The organism is Mycobacterium sp. 1164966.3 (assembly GCF_001665395.1).
Lineage (GTDB): Bacteria > Actinomycetota > Actinomycetes > Mycobacteriales > Mycobacteriaceae > Mycobacterium.
Genome location: NZ_LZSG01000062.1, coordinates 113,985 through 130,688 on the forward strand (window position 1 = coordinate 113,985; position 16,704 = coordinate 130,688).

At 66.4% G+C, this 16,704-nt stretch carries 9 protein-coding genes; 4 read left to right on the top strand and 5 right to left on the bottom strand.

From position 1 onward, the window contains the following. Position 1: 1 nt before the first annotated feature. Positions 2-229 carry a DUF3618 domain-containing protein gene (locus tag A9W99_RS21745; RefSeq protein ID WP_067383064.1) on the bottom strand — a complete coding sequence of 76 codons (228 nt, stop codon included), beginning with the start codon at positions 227-229 and terminating at the stop codon, positions 2-4. Between the two features lie 81 nt (positions 230-310). Between A9W99_RS21745 and bcp the strand changes: the two genes are divergently transcribed. Together bcp and A9W99_RS21755 are read left to right on the top strand one after the other, a co-directional pair. Then, positions 311-784: a thioredoxin-dependent thiol peroxidase gene (gene bcp / locus A9W99_RS21750; RefSeq protein WP_067383067.1), complete on the top strand. Its 474-nt coding sequence runs from the start codon at positions 311-313 to the stop codon at positions 782-784. A 221-nt stretch (positions 785-1,005) separates the two neighbouring features. Further along, positions 1,006-1,617, top strand: a complete 612-nt coding sequence (locus tag A9W99_RS21755) for a DUF3060 domain-containing protein (RefSeq protein WP_067383070.1) — start codon at positions 1,006-1,008, stop codon at positions 1,615-1,617. A gap of 241 nt (positions 1,618-1,858) precedes the next feature. Here the strand turns inward: A9W99_RS21755 and A9W99_RS21760 are convergent, their stop codons facing one another. Further along, the gene (locus A9W99_RS21760; RefSeq protein WP_067383072.1) at positions 1,859-3,202 is read right to left on the bottom strand and encodes a dipeptidase; all 1,344 of its coding nucleotides are present in this window, start codon (positions 3,200-3,202) and stop codon (positions 1,859-1,861) included. Between the two features lie 26 nt (positions 3,203-3,228). Between A9W99_RS21760 and macS the strand changes: the two genes are divergently transcribed. Together macS and A9W99_RS21770 are read left to right on the top strand one after the other, a co-directional pair. Continuing rightward, the gene (gene macS / locus A9W99_RS21765) at positions 3,229-4,383 is read left to right on the top strand and encodes a MacS family sensor histidine kinase (protein WP_067383075.1); all 1,155 of its coding nucleotides are present in this window, start codon (positions 3,229-3,231) and stop codon (positions 4,381-4,383) included. Beyond that, complete coding sequence (locus A9W99_RS21770; protein ID WP_067383078.1) at positions 4,376-5,032, top strand: response regulator transcription factor; 657 nt, start codon at positions 4,376-4,378, stop codon at positions 5,030-5,032. Before macS ends, A9W99_RS21770 begins: the two co-directional genes overlap by 8 nt. Positions 5,033-5,101: 69 nt before the next feature. Here A9W99_RS21770 and A9W99_RS21775 read toward each other — a convergent pair whose 3' ends face one another. The 3 genes from A9W99_RS21775 to A9W99_RS21785 all read right to left on the bottom strand — a co-directional run bounded on the left by A9W99_RS21775 (position 5,102) and on the right by A9W99_RS21785 (position 16,523). Beyond that, positions 5,102-6,697: a cytochrome bc complex cytochrome b subunit gene (locus A9W99_RS21775; RefSeq protein WP_067383705.1), complete on the bottom strand. Its 1,596-nt coding sequence runs from the start codon at positions 6,695-6,697 to the stop codon at positions 5,102-5,104. 174 nt (positions 6,698-6,871) lie between these two features. Then, positions 6,872-7,264 carry a holo-ACP synthase gene (locus A9W99_RS21780; protein ID WP_067383081.1) on the bottom strand — a complete coding sequence of 131 codons (393 nt, stop codon included), beginning with the start codon at positions 7,262-7,264 and terminating at the stop codon, positions 6,872-6,874. 28 nt (positions 7,265-7,292) lie between these two features. Continuing rightward, positions 7,293-16,523, bottom strand: a complete 9,231-nt coding sequence (locus A9W99_RS21785) for a type I polyketide synthase (protein ID WP_067383085.1) — start codon at positions 16,521-16,523, stop codon at positions 7,293-7,295. Between the last annotated feature and the right edge of the window lie 181 nt (positions 16,524-16,704).

Here is a 16,704-nt window from a genome sequence, read left to right on the forward strand (position 1 = left end):
TTCAGCGGTTCCTGACCCGCTGGACGACCACAACAACGACAAGCGCGCCTACCCCGGCCAGTGATGCAGCCACGACGGGCTTCTTCACGAACTCGATTACCCGGGCTTTCACGTCGTCGGCCAGACGGCGCGGATTAGCCCGTTCAGCAAGTGAGTCGACGGTGGCTGCCAGCTGGTTGCGGGCGACATCGATCTCCTGCTTGATGGCATCGGGGTCCCGTTCCGCCACGTGTCTGTCCTCCCGGTCTGGCTCGTGCACCTGACGAACTACCCTAATGCCGACGCCATCGTGAACTGAAAGGGGAAGCACTTGACCGAGACCACGCGGCTGACAACGGGCGACAAAGCACCCGGATTCAAGCTGCCCGACGCCGACGGCAACACGGTCTCGCTGGCTGACTACAAGGGACGGCGCGTGGTGGTGTACTTCTACCCGGCAGCCTCAACGCCGGGATGCACCAAACAAGCCTGCGCGTTTCGCGACAATCTGCGCGAACTCAACGACGCCGGCATCGACGTGGTCGGCATCTCCCCCGACAAGCCCGAGAAGCTCGCCAAGTTCCGCGATGCCGAGGGTCTCACCTTCCCGCTGCTGTCCGACCCGGATCGCAAGGTGTTGACGGCCTGGGGGACCTACGGCGAGAAGATGATGTACGGCAAGACCGTTACGGGCGTGATCCGGTCCGCTTTCGTCGTCGACGAAAAGGGCAAGATCGCCGTCGCGCAGTACAACGTCAAGGCTGCGCACACGGCGTCTTTCATTCAGAAACAACTGGCTTCGTAGACGGCTTGGCTCAGTGCGGTTGGCTGTCATCGTTCGCCTCCCACCCGTTTGAAACCCGTGCATTCACCGAGAAGGGGAAAGATAAACCGTCTCGGCAAACCGGGAAATTGAAACAAGAATTTCGCAAGTGTCGCGCGGCAGACTGACGACGCACTCTCAGGTGAGAAGCGGAAGGATGCGGCTATGAACACCCCTGAAGCCCTGAAGCGGGCCATCCAACGATGAACCCGGTGGACCCCGAGCAGTACATCCGCGATCTGGAGCGGCGGATCAGCCAGACGCAGGGAGCCGTCCCGCAGCCGCCCAGCACGGAATCGGAATTGCCGCCGGACGTGTCGCCCTCAGCGCCGCCATCCACGCCGTCCCGCACGTCGGCCGGTGAGCAAGCCGATGGGCGGAGCGACACGCCTACATTCGAAGGCACCTCACGGCAACGATTTCGAGTTGTTGCGGACCTTGCGAAGACAATGCCAGGACGGTTCCTCCTGGCGCTCGCGGTCATGTCTGTGATCGCCGTCGCGATGTTCTTCTGGCATTACGCCGGCAAAACCACCGTGCAGGGGAACCTGGTGATGATCAACAGCGGCGCGAAAGACACGATCGACTGCAACAACGGCAACGTGAAGCTCGACGGCGACAACAACACGTACACCATCACCGGCCACTGCCGGCGGCTAGAAGTGTTCGGTAGCGCAAATCATGTCACGGTCGACAGCGCCGACACCATCAGCGTTTTCGGCGACGACAACGTGATGATCTACCACTCCGGTTCGCCGACGATCAACAAGACTGGAAACAACAACACGGTCTCTCAGCGCCCGAACCGTCGTTGAATAGAGCGATCGGTGAGTCGCGCGTCATCATAAGTCCCACGGGTCACAAGAAGTCGGGCTGTGTATTCTTGCCCGGTTAGAAGCGACAACCGTTGCACGCCAAGCAATTTGTCGCTTCGAGGCGGGCAAAGAGGCACATCCTCCCTTGCGGCAAGCGGTGTGACAGGCGGGACGGGCGCTGACTTCGACGGGCGAGAAACGCCTGCCGCACGCTTCTGATGCGGGTAGGTCTCGCCGCGCTTTAGGCAAGGTTGGCCAGGTTTGCCAGCAGTAGTGCCTCGGCGATGGCGGCCCGCTCCAGCACACCCAAGTGCAGGCTCTCGTTGACGCTATGCGCCTGTGTCGCAGGGTCTTCCACGCCGGTGACCAGGATCTTGGCTTGCGGGAAGGCGGCGGCGAATTCGGCGATGAACGGGATCGAACCGCCCATTCCCATATCGATCGGCTCCGCACCCCACGCCTGCCGGAACGCGGCTCGCGCGGCGTCATAGGCCGCGCCGCTGGCCTCGATGGCGTACGGCTGGCCCTTCTCGCCCGGTGTGACGGCGACCTGCGCGCCCCACGGGGCATTGCGCTGTAAATGGTCGGTCAGCGCGTCAAGGTGCGCCTCGGCGTCACCGCCGGGTGCCACCCGCATGCTGATCTTGGCCCGGGCCCGTGGGATCAGCGTGTTCGATGCCGCCGCAACAGATGTGGTGTCGATGCCAATCACCGTGATCGCCGGTTTGGCCCAAAGCCGCTGCGGCACCGTGCCCGATCCGATTTCCGATACCCCGTCCAGTAGGCCGGAATCCTGCCGTAGCCGCTCTGCAGAGAAGTCGGGGTAATTCAGGGCGCTGGTGTCAGTTTCGTGCAAGCCGGCCACCGCGACGTTGCCGTCGTCGTCGTGCAGGCTCGCTAGCAGTCGTACCAGGACACTCAGCGCATCGGGAACCGCCCCGCCCCACAAGCCCGAGTGCAGCCCATGGTCCAGGGTGGCAACCTCGACCACACAGTCGACCAACCCGCGAAGCGAAACCGTCAGCGCGGGAGTGTCGGTGCCCCAGTTGTCCGAGTCGGCGATGACGATGACGTCAGCGGCCAGCTCATTGCGGTGGGCGGCAAGCAATTGGGCCAGTGACGGCGACCCGGATTCTTCTTCCCCTTCGACGAACACCGTGACGCCCACCGGCGGCCGGCCGCCGTGTGCTCGAAAAGCCGCCAAATGCGTTGCGATGCCCGCCTTGTCGTCGGCGCTGCCGCGACCGTACAGTCGTCCGTCGCGTTCGGTCGGCTGGAAAGGCGGCGATGACCACTGAGCCGGATCGCCTTCAGGCTGCACATCGTGATGGGCGTAGAGCAGCACGGTCGGGGCGCCTTCGGGTGCCGGATACTGCGCGATGACCGCCGGGGCACCGCCTGCGCTGACGATGCGGACGTCGTCAAACCCTGCCTGTGACAACAGATCTGAGACGGCTTGCGCGCTGCGGTGCACCTCGTCGCGGCGGGCAGGGTCGGCCCACACCGATTCGATGCGCACCAGGTCTTCGAGATCGCGGCGCACCGACGGCAACACCTCGCGGACGCGCTCAACCAGATCAGTCATGCTTTCGAGGCTACTAAGCTGTCCGTGTGACGACTCAGGGTCCGGACCCGACCACGCCGTTGTGGCGGGCGGCGCAGGTATTCCGGCTGCTGAGTTGCCTTTACGCGCTGGGTTTCCACGTCGCGATCAATTCCGATCTTCGTCACCCGCTGACGGGTTGGCTGCTGTTTTGCGTGCTGATCGGCTGGAGTGGCGCCTGCGCTGTCGCCTACCTGCGTGGTTTCGGTCGCCGGCCGACGTGGGTGATCTCGGAAATCATCGTCGTGGTGTTGCTCATGGGGTCCAACCGGATCGTCGCCTCCCCGCAGTGGGCCGCCGACAACCAGACCTGGCCCACCACGTTGTGGGCCAGCAACCCCACGATCTCCGCCGCCCTACAGTTCGGGCCGGCCGGCGGAATGCTGACCGGCCTGATAGTGATGGCCACGAACTTCGCGGTCAAGAACTACCTCACCCTCAACCTCGGTCACAACGCGACGATCATCATCGAGCTGTCGATCGGGTTGGCGATAGGAATGGCCGCCCGGACCGCGCGCCGCGCCCACGACGAATTGCAGCGAGCCGCTCAGCTCTCAGCCGCACTGGAGGAGCGCGAACGGTTGTCGCGCCAAGTCCATGACGGCGTCATCCAAGTGCTGGCGCTGGTTGCCAAGCGGGGTCACGAGATCGGCGGCGCCACATCCGAATTAGCCGACCTCGCCAGCGAGCAGGAACGCGCCCTGCGACGATGGATAACCTCGACCGCCATCGAGCAAGACGGCGACAGTCAGACCGTCGACCTGCGGGCGCTGCTGCGCCGCAGAGAGAGCGATCGGGTATCGATGGTCTTGCCGGGAACCCCCGTGCCGCTTGCACGGCAGATGGCCGCTGAACTGGATGCCGCGGTGGGCAACGCCCTCGACAACGTGCGACTGCATGCGGGACCCGACGCCCGAGCTTTCGTGCTGCTGGAAGATTTGGGCGATTCGGTCGCAGTGACTATTCGCGACGACGGAGTCGGCATCGCCGCCGGACGACTGAGGGAAGCGGAGGGCCAGGGACGCCTCGGTATCTCGAAATCCATTGTGGGACGGATGATATCGCTGGGCGGCAGCGCAGAGCTTCACACCGGGATGGGCGAAGGCACCGAGTGGGAGCTGCGCCTGCCGCGTCCGGGCGCGGGAAAGGCGGGCCATGAGTGACGACACGGTACCTACTGTGATGGTCGTCGACGACCATCCGATCTGGCGCGACGCGGTGGCTCGCGATCTTGCCGAGGAGGGGTTCAACGTGGTGGCCACCGCCGATGGCGTGGCCGCGGCGAAACGGCGGGCGGCTGTGGTCAAACCCGATGTGGTGCTGATGGACATGCAGCTTGCCGACGGTACCGGGGTGCAGGCGACGACGGAGGTGCTCACGGTTTCGCCGTCGTCGCGGGTGCTGGTGCTGTCCGCCTCGGATGAACGCGACGACGTGCTGGAAGCCGTCAAAGCGGGGGCAACCGGTTATCTGGTCAAGAGTGCCTCGAAGTCTGAGCTCAGCGACGCAGTACGGGCCACCGCCGCGGGGCGCGCCGTGTTCACCCCGAGCCTGGCGGGGCTGGTCCTGGGCGAATACCGGCGCATCGCACAGAGCCCGGACCCGGGGCCGGCGCGCCCGAGCCTCACCGAGCGAGAGACCGAGGTGTTGCGCTATGTCGCAAAAGGGTTGTCCGCCAAGCAGATTGCCGAGAAGCTGTCGCTGAGTCACCGAACTGTTGAGAACCATGTGCAGGCGACGTTTCGGAAGCTACAGGTCGCCAATCGGGTGGAGCTGACCCGCTACGCGATCGAGCACGGCCTCGACGAGTAATGCTGGCGAGCAGACGCAAAATCCCCTATTTCGGCACGAAATTGGGTGATTTTGCGTCTGCTTGCGCCCTCAACTGTCGCGCAGGGCGGTGAGGGCACGACGCTCGGCGGTGTGCTTGGCCTGCGAGAGTGCCGCGTCCTCCGGGGCGGGGTCCGGGAAGAACAAGCCCGAACCGGGTCTCCCGCCGGCACCGAGCTTGTTCATGCGCTTGGGGACGGGTGCGCCCTGGTATTCCAGCGGCAGTGGGTGGCCGTGCTCGTCGACGGGGCCCAGCGGTTGGTGCAATTCGATGTAGGCGCCGTGCGGGAGTCGCTTGATGATGCCGGTCTCCACGCCGTGCTCGAGCACCGCGCGGTCGCTGCGCTGCAGCCCGATGCACCAGCGATAGGCGATGAAGTAGACCAACGGCGGCAAGATCACCATGCCGACGCGCCCGATCCACGTCGTCGCGTTCAGCGAGATGTGGAACTTGAACGCGATGATGTCGTTCATCGCCGCCAGCGTGAGCACCAGGTAGAAGCTGATCGCCATGGCCCCCACTGCTGTGCGCACCGGCACGTCGCGCGGGCGCTGCAGCAGATTGTGATGCGCATAATCGCCGGTGAACCGCTTCTCCAAGAACGGATAAACGATCAGCAGAATAAACACCAGACCCATGATCAGCGCGACGGCGACGGTCGCCGGCACGGTGTGGTGGCCGATGTAAAGCTCCCAAGCCGGCCACAGCCGCTGTAAGCCGTCCGGCCACATCATGTAGAAGTCGGGCTGGGAGCCCGCCGAGACCTGAGATGGCTGGTAGGGGCCCAGGTTCCAGATCGGGTTGATCTGCAGCAGGCCGCCCATCAGGCCCAGCACACCGACGATGGTGGCGGAAAAGGCGCCGGATTTGACCGCGAACACCGGCATCACCCGCACGCCGACGACGTTGTGTTCGGTGCGGCCGGGGCCGGGGAACTGAGTGTGCTTCTGGAACCACACCAACGCCAGATGCAATCCGATCAGTCCAAAAATGATCGCCGGCAACACCAGAACATGCAATGCATAGAGGCGCGGAATCAACGTGGTGCCAGGGAAATCACCGCCGAACAACGCCCAATGCAGCCATGTCCCAATCACGGGCAGGCCCAAGGTGATCGAGGACAGCGCGGCACGCAAACCGATGCCGGAGAGCAGGTCGTCGGGCAACGAGTAGCCGAAGTAGCCCTCGAACATGGCCAGGATCAGCAGCAGTGATCCGACGACCCAGGTGGCCTCGCGGGGTCGCCGGAACGCCCCGGTGAAGAAAACTCGGGCCAGGTGCACCATGATCGCCGCCGCGAACATCAACGCCGCCCAGTGATGGATCTGGCGCACGAACAACCCGCCGCGGACTTCGAAGGAAATGTTCAGCGCCGACTCATAGGCGCGCGACATCTCCACCCCGCGCAACGGGCCGTACACGCCGTGATAGGTGACCTCGGTCATCGACGGGTCGAAGAACAGCGTCAAATACAAACCGGTGATGAGCAACACGATGAAGCTGTACAGCGCGATCTCGCCCAGCAGGAACGACCAGTGGGTCGGGAAGACCTTGTTCAGCTGCCTACGCAGTGCAGCCGACGGGTGATATCGGGTGTCGATCTCCTGCGCCTGCCGGGCTGCGGTATCCGCCAGGTTGAGGCTCATGGCGATCATCCCCTCGAGACCGAATCCGCTCCGATGCGGCCGGCTATCTACTATCCTCTGTAGTACCACAGTGTGTAGTAATACGCCAGCCCCGACGCGAGCAGATGCGCAACCGCGCGAGCAGACGCAAAATCCCCCGAAAGGGGCTTTCGGGGGATTTTGCGTTTGCTCGGCCTAGGGAGTCTCCAAAATGGCTACGGCGGCCGCGGTGTCACCTTCATGCGTCAGCGACACGTGAATGGTGACGTCGGCCAGATGCTTGGCGATCGCCCCGGTCAACCGCACCCGCGGCCGGCCCCACATGTCGGTGACGACTTCGATATCGCGGTGGATGTCCTCCGGCAGCACCGGGCGCTGCGCAAACCGCGACCCGGACCAAGCCTTGATCACCGCTTCCTTCGCGGCCCACCGGGCCGCCAAATGGCGCGCCGCCGAGGAACTCTTGTCCGAGGCGTCGCGGCGCTCACCGGGGGTGAACGTCGCCGAAAACACCGTTCCCGGCTGGTCGACCTGCTCGGCGAAATCGGGAATGGAGACGAGGTCGATCCCCACTCCGACAATGCCCATGGGTCGCCAGGTTAGTGGATGCCCGACCCTATCCAGAGACCTGGTAGGCGTCGTCGTCACCCAGCCGGGCAGCCGAGTTCAGCAGCATCGCGGCTTCCTGCCGCTTCTCCGGCGCGCCGTGATCGAAGCGACGGTCCGGGGGCCGCTCATACATCGGCTCACCGCCGGCGATGGCCGAAGCCAACCGGCGCTGGCCGGCCAACAGCCGGGCCTCCGCACGGCGCTGGTAGTCCGCGCGTTGATCCGCATTCAGCGCGGCGATGAAGGCCTGCGGGTGCACCAGCGCGACCAGGCCGGACACGTGGCCGAACCCGAGACTGGTCAGCATGCCGGCCTTCAGCGGGAACTTCCCGCCAAGCCGCAGCGTGTCACGCACCCACACGAAGTGCCTGGAGCCGGCCAGCTCGTCGTCGACGCAGTCCAGGCTGCGGTTGGGCGGAATCACGCCGTCCCGCAACATCTGGCACAAACCCATCGTCTGGAAGACGGCCGCACCACCCTTGGCGTGTCCGGTCAGGCTCTTCTGCGACACCACGAACAACGGCGCTCCCGCGGATCGGCCCATCGAGTCGGCCAGCCGCTCGTGCAGCTCGGTCTCGTTGGGATCGTTTGCCAGCGTCGACGTGTCGTGCTTGGAGATCACCGCGATGTCATCAGGTCCGACACCGAGTTTGGCCAGTGAGCGGGTCAGCGGAGACTCCTTGCCGCCTCGGCCGGCTCCCAGCGCCCCCAGCCCGGGGGCGGGGATCGAGGTGTGCACCCCGTCGCCGAACGACTGTGCAAATGCCACCACGGCGAGCACCGGCAACCCCATCTTCAGCGCCAGGTCGCCCCGCGCCAGCAGGATGGTGCCGCCGCCTTGGGCTTCCACGAAGCCCAGCCGCCGCCGGTCGTTGGGACGGGAGAACTTCGAGTCGGTGATGCCGCGACCACGCATCATGCCGGTGTCGGCGGTGGCGGCCATGTCACCGAAGCCGATGATGCCTTCCAGCGTCAGGTCGTCGATGCCGCCGGTCACGACCATCTCGGCCTTGCCTAACCGGATCTTGTCGACGCCCTCCTCGATGGAAACCGCGGCCGTCGCGCACGCGGCGACCGGGTGGATCATCGCGCCGTAGCTGCCGATGTAGGACTGAACCACATGCGCGGCAACGATATTCGGCAACACTTCCTGGAAGATGTCGTTCGGCTTGTTACGGCCCAGCAGGTTGCCGTGGTACATCGTCTGCATCGAGGTACCGCCACCCATGCCGGTGCCCATGGTGTTGGCCACCAGACTCGGGTGCACATACCGCATCACCTCGGCCGGGCTGAACCCTGCCGTCAGGAACGCGTCAACGGTCGCAACGATGTTCCAAACGGCGAGCCGGTCAATGGAACTCGCCATGTCCGGGCTGATGCCCCACACCGTGGGGTCGAAACCGGTCGGGACCTGGGCACCGACCAGCCGCGACAGCTTGTTCTTGCGCGGCACCCGAATCTCGGTGCCGGCCTTGCGGATAACCTGCCAGTCGCCGGAGTCGGGAACCGGCCGTATCACGGTGTGCTCCGGATCGAACTCGGCGAAGGCGCGGGCATCGGCCTCCGACGAGACGACGAAGGTGAAGTCCTTTTCGAGGAACACCGAAACCAGCAGCGGGGAACCGTCGTTGGGGTTGATCGCCCCGTCGTCGACGAACTCGCGAATGCCGACTCTTTCGACGACGACGTCGTGATAGCGCTCGACCAGTTCGGCCTCGTCGACGAGTTCACCGGATTGTGTGTCGTACCAACCCGGTTGGGGATCGTCTTCCCACCGGATCAGCCCGGTGGTCCAGGCCAGCTCGAGCACGCCGGCGGCGGAGAGTTCGTTGTCGACCTCCATCTCGAACCGGGTGCGCGACGACCCGTACGGGCCGATTTCGGCGCCACCGACGATCACCACCAGATCCGCCGGGTCGACGTCGAGGTCGTCCCATTCCGGAGCCGGTGCGGGTGCGAATCCCCGCGGCGGCGACGGCAGCGCGGCAATCGTGCCGTCGGCCGGCGCGTTCTCCGCGGCAGATTCCGACGACATGTCCTCGCGCGCCTTGGCGGCCAGTTCGGCCATGTCGATGTCGGCGTCGCCCAAGCCGCCGGTCAGGTCGGCCTTGATCGGCGAGTTGGCAGCGGCGACCTTGGATTCCACGTCGCACAGGGCCAGCAGCATGGCGGCCATTTCGTCGGTGGAGTACGTGGTGACACCGGCCTCTTCGACGGCGGAGACGATGGCGTCGTTCTGGCCCATCAGTCCCGTGCCGCGGGTCCAGCCGATCAGCGCGTGCGCCAGACTTACCCTTGCCGCCCAGGAGGATTCGGCGTGCCAGCGGCTCACCAAGGCGTCCAGTGCCGACTTGGCTTCGCCGTACGCGCCGTCACCGCCGAACATTCCGCGGTTGGGCGAGCCGGGCAGCACTACGTGCAACCGGGACGCGATGTCACGCTCGGCGCCGATCTTCGACAATCCGCCGATCAACCGCTGCACCGCCCACAACAAAACCTTCATCTCCATCTCGGAGCGCGAACCGGCCTCGGAGAGGTCACCGACGACGCGCGGCGCCGCAAACGGGAACAGCAGCGTCGGAGTCTGCGCGTCTTTGACGTGAATGGATTGCGGCCCAAGGCTTTCGGTCTGCTCGTTGCCGACCCACTCGACCAGGGCGTCGATGTCGGAGTAGGAAGCCATGTTGGCCGCCACCACCCACAAGGCCGCGCCGTAACGAGCGTGGTCGCGATACAGCGTGCGGTAGAACGACAAGCGCTCGTCGTCGAGCTTCGAGGTGGTTGCGACCACGGTGGCACCGCCGTCGAGTAGTCGTGCGACAACCGATGCGGCGATCGAACCCTTGGAAGCGCCGGTCACCACAGCGACTTCCTTGCTGTAGGGACCGGGGTCCGGGTTTTCGGCGCCGGCGGCAATCCGGCCGTACAGCGACCCGTGAATCTGCCGCCCCGCGGCCAGCGACTTGCCCTGCCACCAGGTGGCCTGGATGGCGACGACGTGGCCGGCGCCCTCGAACCGTTCGGACAGCCGCACCCAGTCGGCGTCGATGTCGCCCTCGTCGGTCAGCCACAGCTTGACCAGGTCTTCGCGAGCGCTGGCCCACCGGTCGTCGAATACGACAGCCTTCTTGCCGTCGAACACGGGTGCCACCAAACGTGGCCAGTCCGCGCCCAATTCGGCCGTGACGAGGTCGATGAGCTCGGCGTCGGTGGCCGCCGGTGGCGCACTGACCGGGTCGTCCAAACCCAGCTGGCCCAGCACCAGGCGGGCCGCCGAGGCGAGCACTCCGTCGCGGCCGGTGATCTGATCGGTGAACTCCGACAGCGCAGCCGCGTCCACGGTCGCGCCGCCGCCACCACCCGCCGACGGCAACGCCACCGCGATGCCGCGGCGCGCCGCAACCGAAGTCACCGCGGCGTCAATGACTTTGTCGACGGCGGCGGCGTCGGCCAGCGCGCCGTCGTGCAGGTGCCCGAGGCCACCGCCACGAACGCTGGTGCCTTCGCGGGTGCCGAGCGCGACCTCGATAGTGACGTGCTTGGCCCAGCCGTCGCCCAGCTCCCAGGCCTTGCTGACCCGCTCGGCGATGGCGCCGGGCCGCTTGCCCGAGGGTCCCAGCACGGTCCGCAGCTGATCGTTGATCGCGTCGGAAAGCACTGGCCCATAAGGCTTGTAGGTGCGCGCCAGCTTGGTAACCTGCGAGCGCAGCCCGGCCAGGTCGGACTCAGCCGCGCCGTCGATGGCACCCAGGTTCAACTCGGAGCCCAGGTCCACCAAGAGCTGGTTGCGCCGCGACGAGGCACCGTCGGTGATGGACTCGATGGAGTCCAGCTCCTCGATCTGGTCGATGCGCATCTTGGCCGACAGCGCGATGAGCGCCAGTGTCGCGTCGGCCGCATCGAACGAAATGTCCTCGGGCCGAGCGGCGCCCGACGGAGCTGTCGGTGCCGGCGCCGCGACAGCCGCCGCCGGTGCCGCCTCAGCTGCCGATTCGGCGACCGGCTCTTCCCCGTCGAGCTCGTCCATGGGCTCCGGCTCGGGGTCGGTATCGGTGGCGAACAGCACCGTCGCATCGCGCTCGGCGTTGAGCACTTCCACTGTGCTGTGGGCGTATTCGGGAAGTTTGAGGGTGTTGGTCGCCAATCCGGCCACCGTCGGCGCCGACTTCACGCCGATCTCGACGAAGCGCTCTACACCCAGGCCACCGGCGGCCTCCTCGATGAACAGCAGATCCTGCGTCTCGATCCAGCGGACCGGGCTGGCGAACTGCCAGGCCAGCAGCTCGATCAAGACCACCCGCGCCATCTCCGCCGGCCGCTCGCGGCGCCAGGTGTCGTAGTCGGCGAGGATTTCGTCAAGAGGCTCGGCGGGAACGAGATCCCGTATCTCCTGGATGAAGTCGCGATCCAGGGTGAAGGGCCGCGGCACCAGGTTGGGGATGTAGCGCCCGATGATCAGTTCGGGATCTTTGTCGCGCGGCATCACCCGGTCCAGCGAGCGGCGGAATTCGGCCACACCGACCCGCAACACCCGGGAGTGGAACGGCACGTCGATGCCCGGCACCAGGATGAACGAACGCTTGCCACCGGTCAGCTCGCGGCGCCTCTGCACCTCTTCCTCGAGCGCTTCCAATCCGCGGACCGTACCGGCGATCGCGTACTGCGAGCCGCGCAGGTTGAAGTTCACGATCTCCAAGAATTCACCGGTGCGCTCGGCGATTTCGGCAACGAAGGCAGTGACCTCGGCATCGGGCAGGTCGATCTGCGACGGCCGGATCGCGGCCAGCCGGTAGTTGGAGCGGCCCAGTTCGTCGCGCGGCACGATGTCGTGCATCTTCGACCCGCGGTGAAACACGGTCTCCAGCAAGGCTTCCAGCTCGTAGATCCCCGTCACACAGGCCAGCGCGGTGTACTCGCCGACCGAGTGACCGCATGCGATGGCTCCTTCGACGAAGGCGCCCTGCTCGCGCATCTCGGCTACCTGTGCGGCCGCCACCGTCGCCATCGCGACCTGGGTGAACTGCGTCAGGTAGAGCACGCCGTCGGGGTGGTGATAGTGCACACCGCTGGCGATGATGCTGGTCGGGTTGTCACGCACCACGTGCAGCACCGAGAAGCCGAGCGTGTCGCGGGTGAACTTGTCCGCCTTGTCCCATACCTTGCGGGCCGCCTTGGACCGGGCCCGGACCTCCATGCCCATGCCCTTGTGCTGAATGCCCTGACCGGGGAACGCGTAGACCGTCTTGGGAGCGGCAAGGCGTGCCGTCGCCGACATCACCAGGTCCGAGCCGATTCTGGCGGCCACCTCCAAAACCTCTGCGCCCTGGTCGATTCCGACACGATCGACCCGGAAGTCCACGTCGTCGCCCGGGCGGACCATGCCCAGGAAGCGCGCCGTCCAGCCGACCAGCCGGGCCGGTGGGCGGGCTTGTCCGTCGGTGGCGGTCACCGCGTGCTGCGCGGCGGCCGACAGCCACATGCCGTGCACGATCGGCGATTCCAGGCCGGCCAGCAGCGCAGCCGCCCGGTCGGTGTGAATCGGGTTGTGGTCGCCGGAGACAACCGCGAACGGGCGCATGTCGGCCGGCGCGGTAAGCCTGACGTCACGGCGACGACGGCGCGGGGTGTCGGTCGCGTTCTCCGACACCGCCCCGCCGGCCCGGACCGGGTCACTCAGTTCGGCCGAACCGGTGCGGCCCAGGATCGCGAACCGCTCGTCGAGGGTGGCGATCAGGGTGCCGTTGCTATCGGTAACGGTCACCGAGACCGGCACCACGCGACCCATGTCGGTGTCGATGGCGTTGGAAGCTGTTGCGCTGACGGTCAATTGAGCCGGAACGGTGGACAACTGCCCGACCATGTGGGCGGCATGGTCCAGGTGCACCAGGCTCAGCAGGCCCTCCACCACCGGTATCCCGGTGTCGGTGGCGGCCGAACCGATCGCCGCGAAAACCGCCGGCCAGCAATGGCCGACGAGCGCGTCGGGGACCGTGGTGAGGCCAGGAGCCAGCGGCTCGCCGAAGGTGGCGGTGACCCCGGTGTGGTCGGCGACCCGCTCGGGATCCCAATCCACCGTCACGGTGGCCGTCGCGTCGTCGACCGACGGGAGAAATTCCGGACCATCCACACCGGCGGCGATGGCCAGTACCGAGCGCATGGCGGTGCTGGCATCCTCGATGCAAACCACCGGGACGCCGCCGTCAACGGTATTGGCGGGCAACCTGAACGGGATGTCGATCCAGGTGCCTGACACCGGAACGCTGAGCACCACTTCGTCATCCGAGTTGACCTGCAGCCGCGCGCCGGTGGAAGAGTGTGTGGCCCTTGGGTTTCCGGGGTCGTCGTGCACCTGCCACTCGCTCGGCTCGGCGATGCGATGGGCCGGGTTGGTCGCGAGGCGACCGGCCCAGAGCACGTCGGGCGCATCCAGCACGACGGCCAGCGGCCCGCTCACGTCGGGGCGGCCCAGGCGGCGCGATGTGACGTCGTGCGGTTGTCCGTCCGCGGCGAGCACCTCGTCGATGGCGGCCTGCTCGAAGCGGTCGAGCAATTCGCCTACGGGTTCGTCCATCCGGGTGATACCGGCCACCGCCGCGGTGCCGGGAATGATGCATACCTGGTCGGCGTCGTACCGCGCGTCGTGGGCCTGCCACAGCGAGTCACTGCGCCACCAACGGCGGACGTCCTTATCGATGACCGGCACGAAGTTCACCGGCTTACCCAGCGTCTTGCACAGCGTGACGAAGAACGGCACATCGGCCGGGTGCAGCTGCACGGTTTCGGCGTCCGGATAGTGCTGCAGCAGTACGTCAATGGCCTGCTCGGGATTCTCCAGCAGCGCCGCATCGCGGAAGACCGTTTCGATCGGGCCGAAATCCTTTGGATGCAAACGAGCTTCGGCGCGTTGCAGCATCTGCTCGAAGCGGTCACGCCAGGTGTCGGCCAGCCAGGGGCTGCCCGGGGACGCGGTGTCTGCGGTCGAATTGCCCTCGCCGATGGTCAGTTCGACGTAACGCCGCAGCCACTGCAGGTAGGTCATCTGTGCGACATCGCCGAAGTAGGGCTTGGCGGTGTTGGCCATTGCCGCGATGATCTCGTCGCGCCGTTCGGCGACCGCCTCCGCGTCACCGGCGACCTCGTCGAGCAGGCGGCCGCAACGCGACGCGGTGTTGTCGATCTCGTGGATGTCGGCGCCGAGCTGACTACGGCTGGAAGCCATGCCGCCCTGGGCTTTTCCGGCGCTGATCCATTGGTCGGTGCCTTTGGTCTCGACCAGCATCCGCTTGACCGACGGCGACGTGGTGGATTCGAGGGTGGCCATGGCGGCGGTGCCGACGAGGATGCCGTCGATGGGCATCAGCGGGAAGCCGTGCGCCTGTGCCCAGCGTCCGGACAGGTATTCGGCGGCTCGCTCCGGGGTGCCGATGCCGCCGCCGACGCAGACCGTGATGTTGGGCCGCGACCGCAACTCCGAGTAGGTGGCGAGCAGCAGGTCGTCGAGGTCTTCCCAGGAGTGGTGGCCGCCCGCGCGCCCGCCCTCGACGTGCATGATCACCGGCTTGGTGGGCACCTCGGTGGCGATGCGGATGACCGAGCGGATTTGTTCGATGGTGCCGGGCTTGAAGACGACGTGGCTGATGCCGACGTCGTTGAGCTCGTCGATCAGCTCGACGGCTTCCTCCAGGTCCGGGATTCCGGCGCTGATCACCAGGCCGTCGATCGCCGCGCCGGACTGGCGCGCCTTCTGCACCAGACGCTTACCGCCCACCTGCAGCTTCCACAGGTACGGGTCGAGGAACAGCGCGTTGAACTGATAGGTGCGGCCGGCCTCGAGCAGCTCGGACATCTGCTTGATGCGGTCCGCGAAGATTTCCTCGGTGACCTGGCCGCCGCCGGCCAGTTCGGCCCAGTGCCCGGCGTTGGCCGCGGCAGCGACGATCTTGGCGTCGACGGTGGTCGGCGTCATGCCCGCCAGCAGGATCGGCGAGCGACCGGTCAAACGGGTGAACTTGGTCGAGAGCTTGACGCGGCCGTCGGGCAGGCGCACCACGGACGGGGCATAGCTCGACCAGGCGCGAGCCACCTCGGGGGTGGCCCCGACGGTGAAGAGGTTGCGCTGGCCGCCGCGGGTCGCCGCGGGGACGATACCGACACCGATGCCGCGGATCACCGGCGCGGTCAGCCGGGTCAGGATGTCGCCGGGTCCGAGGTCGAGGATCCAGCGCGCGCCCGCGTCATGCACGCGGGTGATCTCGTCGACCCAGTCGACCTTCTTCACCAGAATGGACTCGGCCAATTCCCGGGCGAAGGCGGCCTCCAGACCGACTTTTTCGGCCCAGCGCCCGACGATGTCGATACCGTCGGCCAGCCGCGGGGTGTGGAAGCCCACTTCCACCTGCACCGGATCGAAGACGGGTGCGAAGACGTCGCCACCGCGAATCTTGTTCTTGCGCTCGGCCTCTTCCTTCTCCGAGATATGGCGGCAGTAGAGCTCGAAGCGGGAGAGCTGCTCGGGGGTGCCGGTGATGACGACCGAACGCCGGCCGTTGCGGATGGACAACACCGGCGGCAGCACCGTGCGAACGTCTTGGGCGAACTCGTCGAGCAGCCGCTGGATGCGCGCCGGATCGGCGTTGGTGACCGAGACCATCGGTGGGCGATCGCCGAGGATCGAGATTCCGCGGCGGCGCGCCACCAGCGTTCCCGCTGCGCCCAGCAGTTGAGCCAGGGCCAACAGCTCCACGTCGCGCGCTCCGCCCGCTTTGAGCGCCTCGACGGCGAGTACACCCTGCGAATGGCCGGCCAGGGCGACCGGAGGGGTGGCGATGAGGTCCATGCCCTGGCGAGCAAGGGCGCGGATGGCGGCGATCTGGGTCAGCAGCACGCCGGGCAACGACACCGCGGCCGAGGTCAGGTGCTTGCCGGACGGCACCGATTCTTCGGCCGCGAGCGCGCGTACCCACTGCAGTGGCTCGAAGCCGACCGGACGCACCACGACCAGCTCTTTGGCGACCGGCTCGAGCAGCAGGTCCGCCTCACCGACCAGCGTGGCCAACTCGGATTCGATGCCGGCCGAGGAAACCAGCTCTTCCAGGGTTTCCAGCCAGGCACTGCCCTGGCCACCGAACGCGACAGCGTACGGCTCCCCAGCGGCTAGACGGTCGACCAGAGCATGGGTGCTATGCGGACCGGTCCCATCGCGGTCAGCGGAAACCTGCTCGTGCTCGTGAATCGTCACGCCTACATCTCCCCTGTCACGTCTAAAAGTTTTCTTGAAGTTTTCTTGGCGTCTTGTCGCGGCCCGGTCGGTGCCGGCGGGCTGGCATCGTCGATTCGGCGTTGAATCGGCGCCAAAGATCGGCTGACCGTTTGTGTCGTCGGCGGGCTCGCCGATCGGGTCGGGCGGCGGCACGGCAGAC

What these genes read in the sequence shown, in the direction of transcription:
- A9W99_RS21755 (WP_067383070.1), top strand. Translation starts at nt 1,006, where the DNA reads ATGAACCCGGTGGACCCCGAGCAGTACATCCGCGATCTGGAGCGGCGG.
- A9W99_RS21760 (WP_067383072.1), bottom strand. Translation starts at nt 3,202, where the DNA reads ATGACTGATCTGGTTGAGCGCGTCCGCGAGGTGTTGCCGTCGGTGCGC.
- A9W99_RS21770 (WP_067383078.1), top strand. Translation starts at nt 4,376, where the DNA reads ATGAGTGACGACACGGTACCTACTGTGATGGTCGTCGACGACCATCCG.
- A9W99_RS21775 (WP_067383705.1), bottom strand. Translation starts at nt 6,697, where the DNA reads ATGAGCCTCAACCTGGCGGATACCGCAGCCCGGCAGGCGCAGGAGATC.
- A9W99_RS21780 (WP_067383081.1), bottom strand. Translation starts at nt 7,264, where the DNA reads ATGGGCATTGTCGGAGTGGGGATCGACCTCGTCTCCATTCCCGATTTC.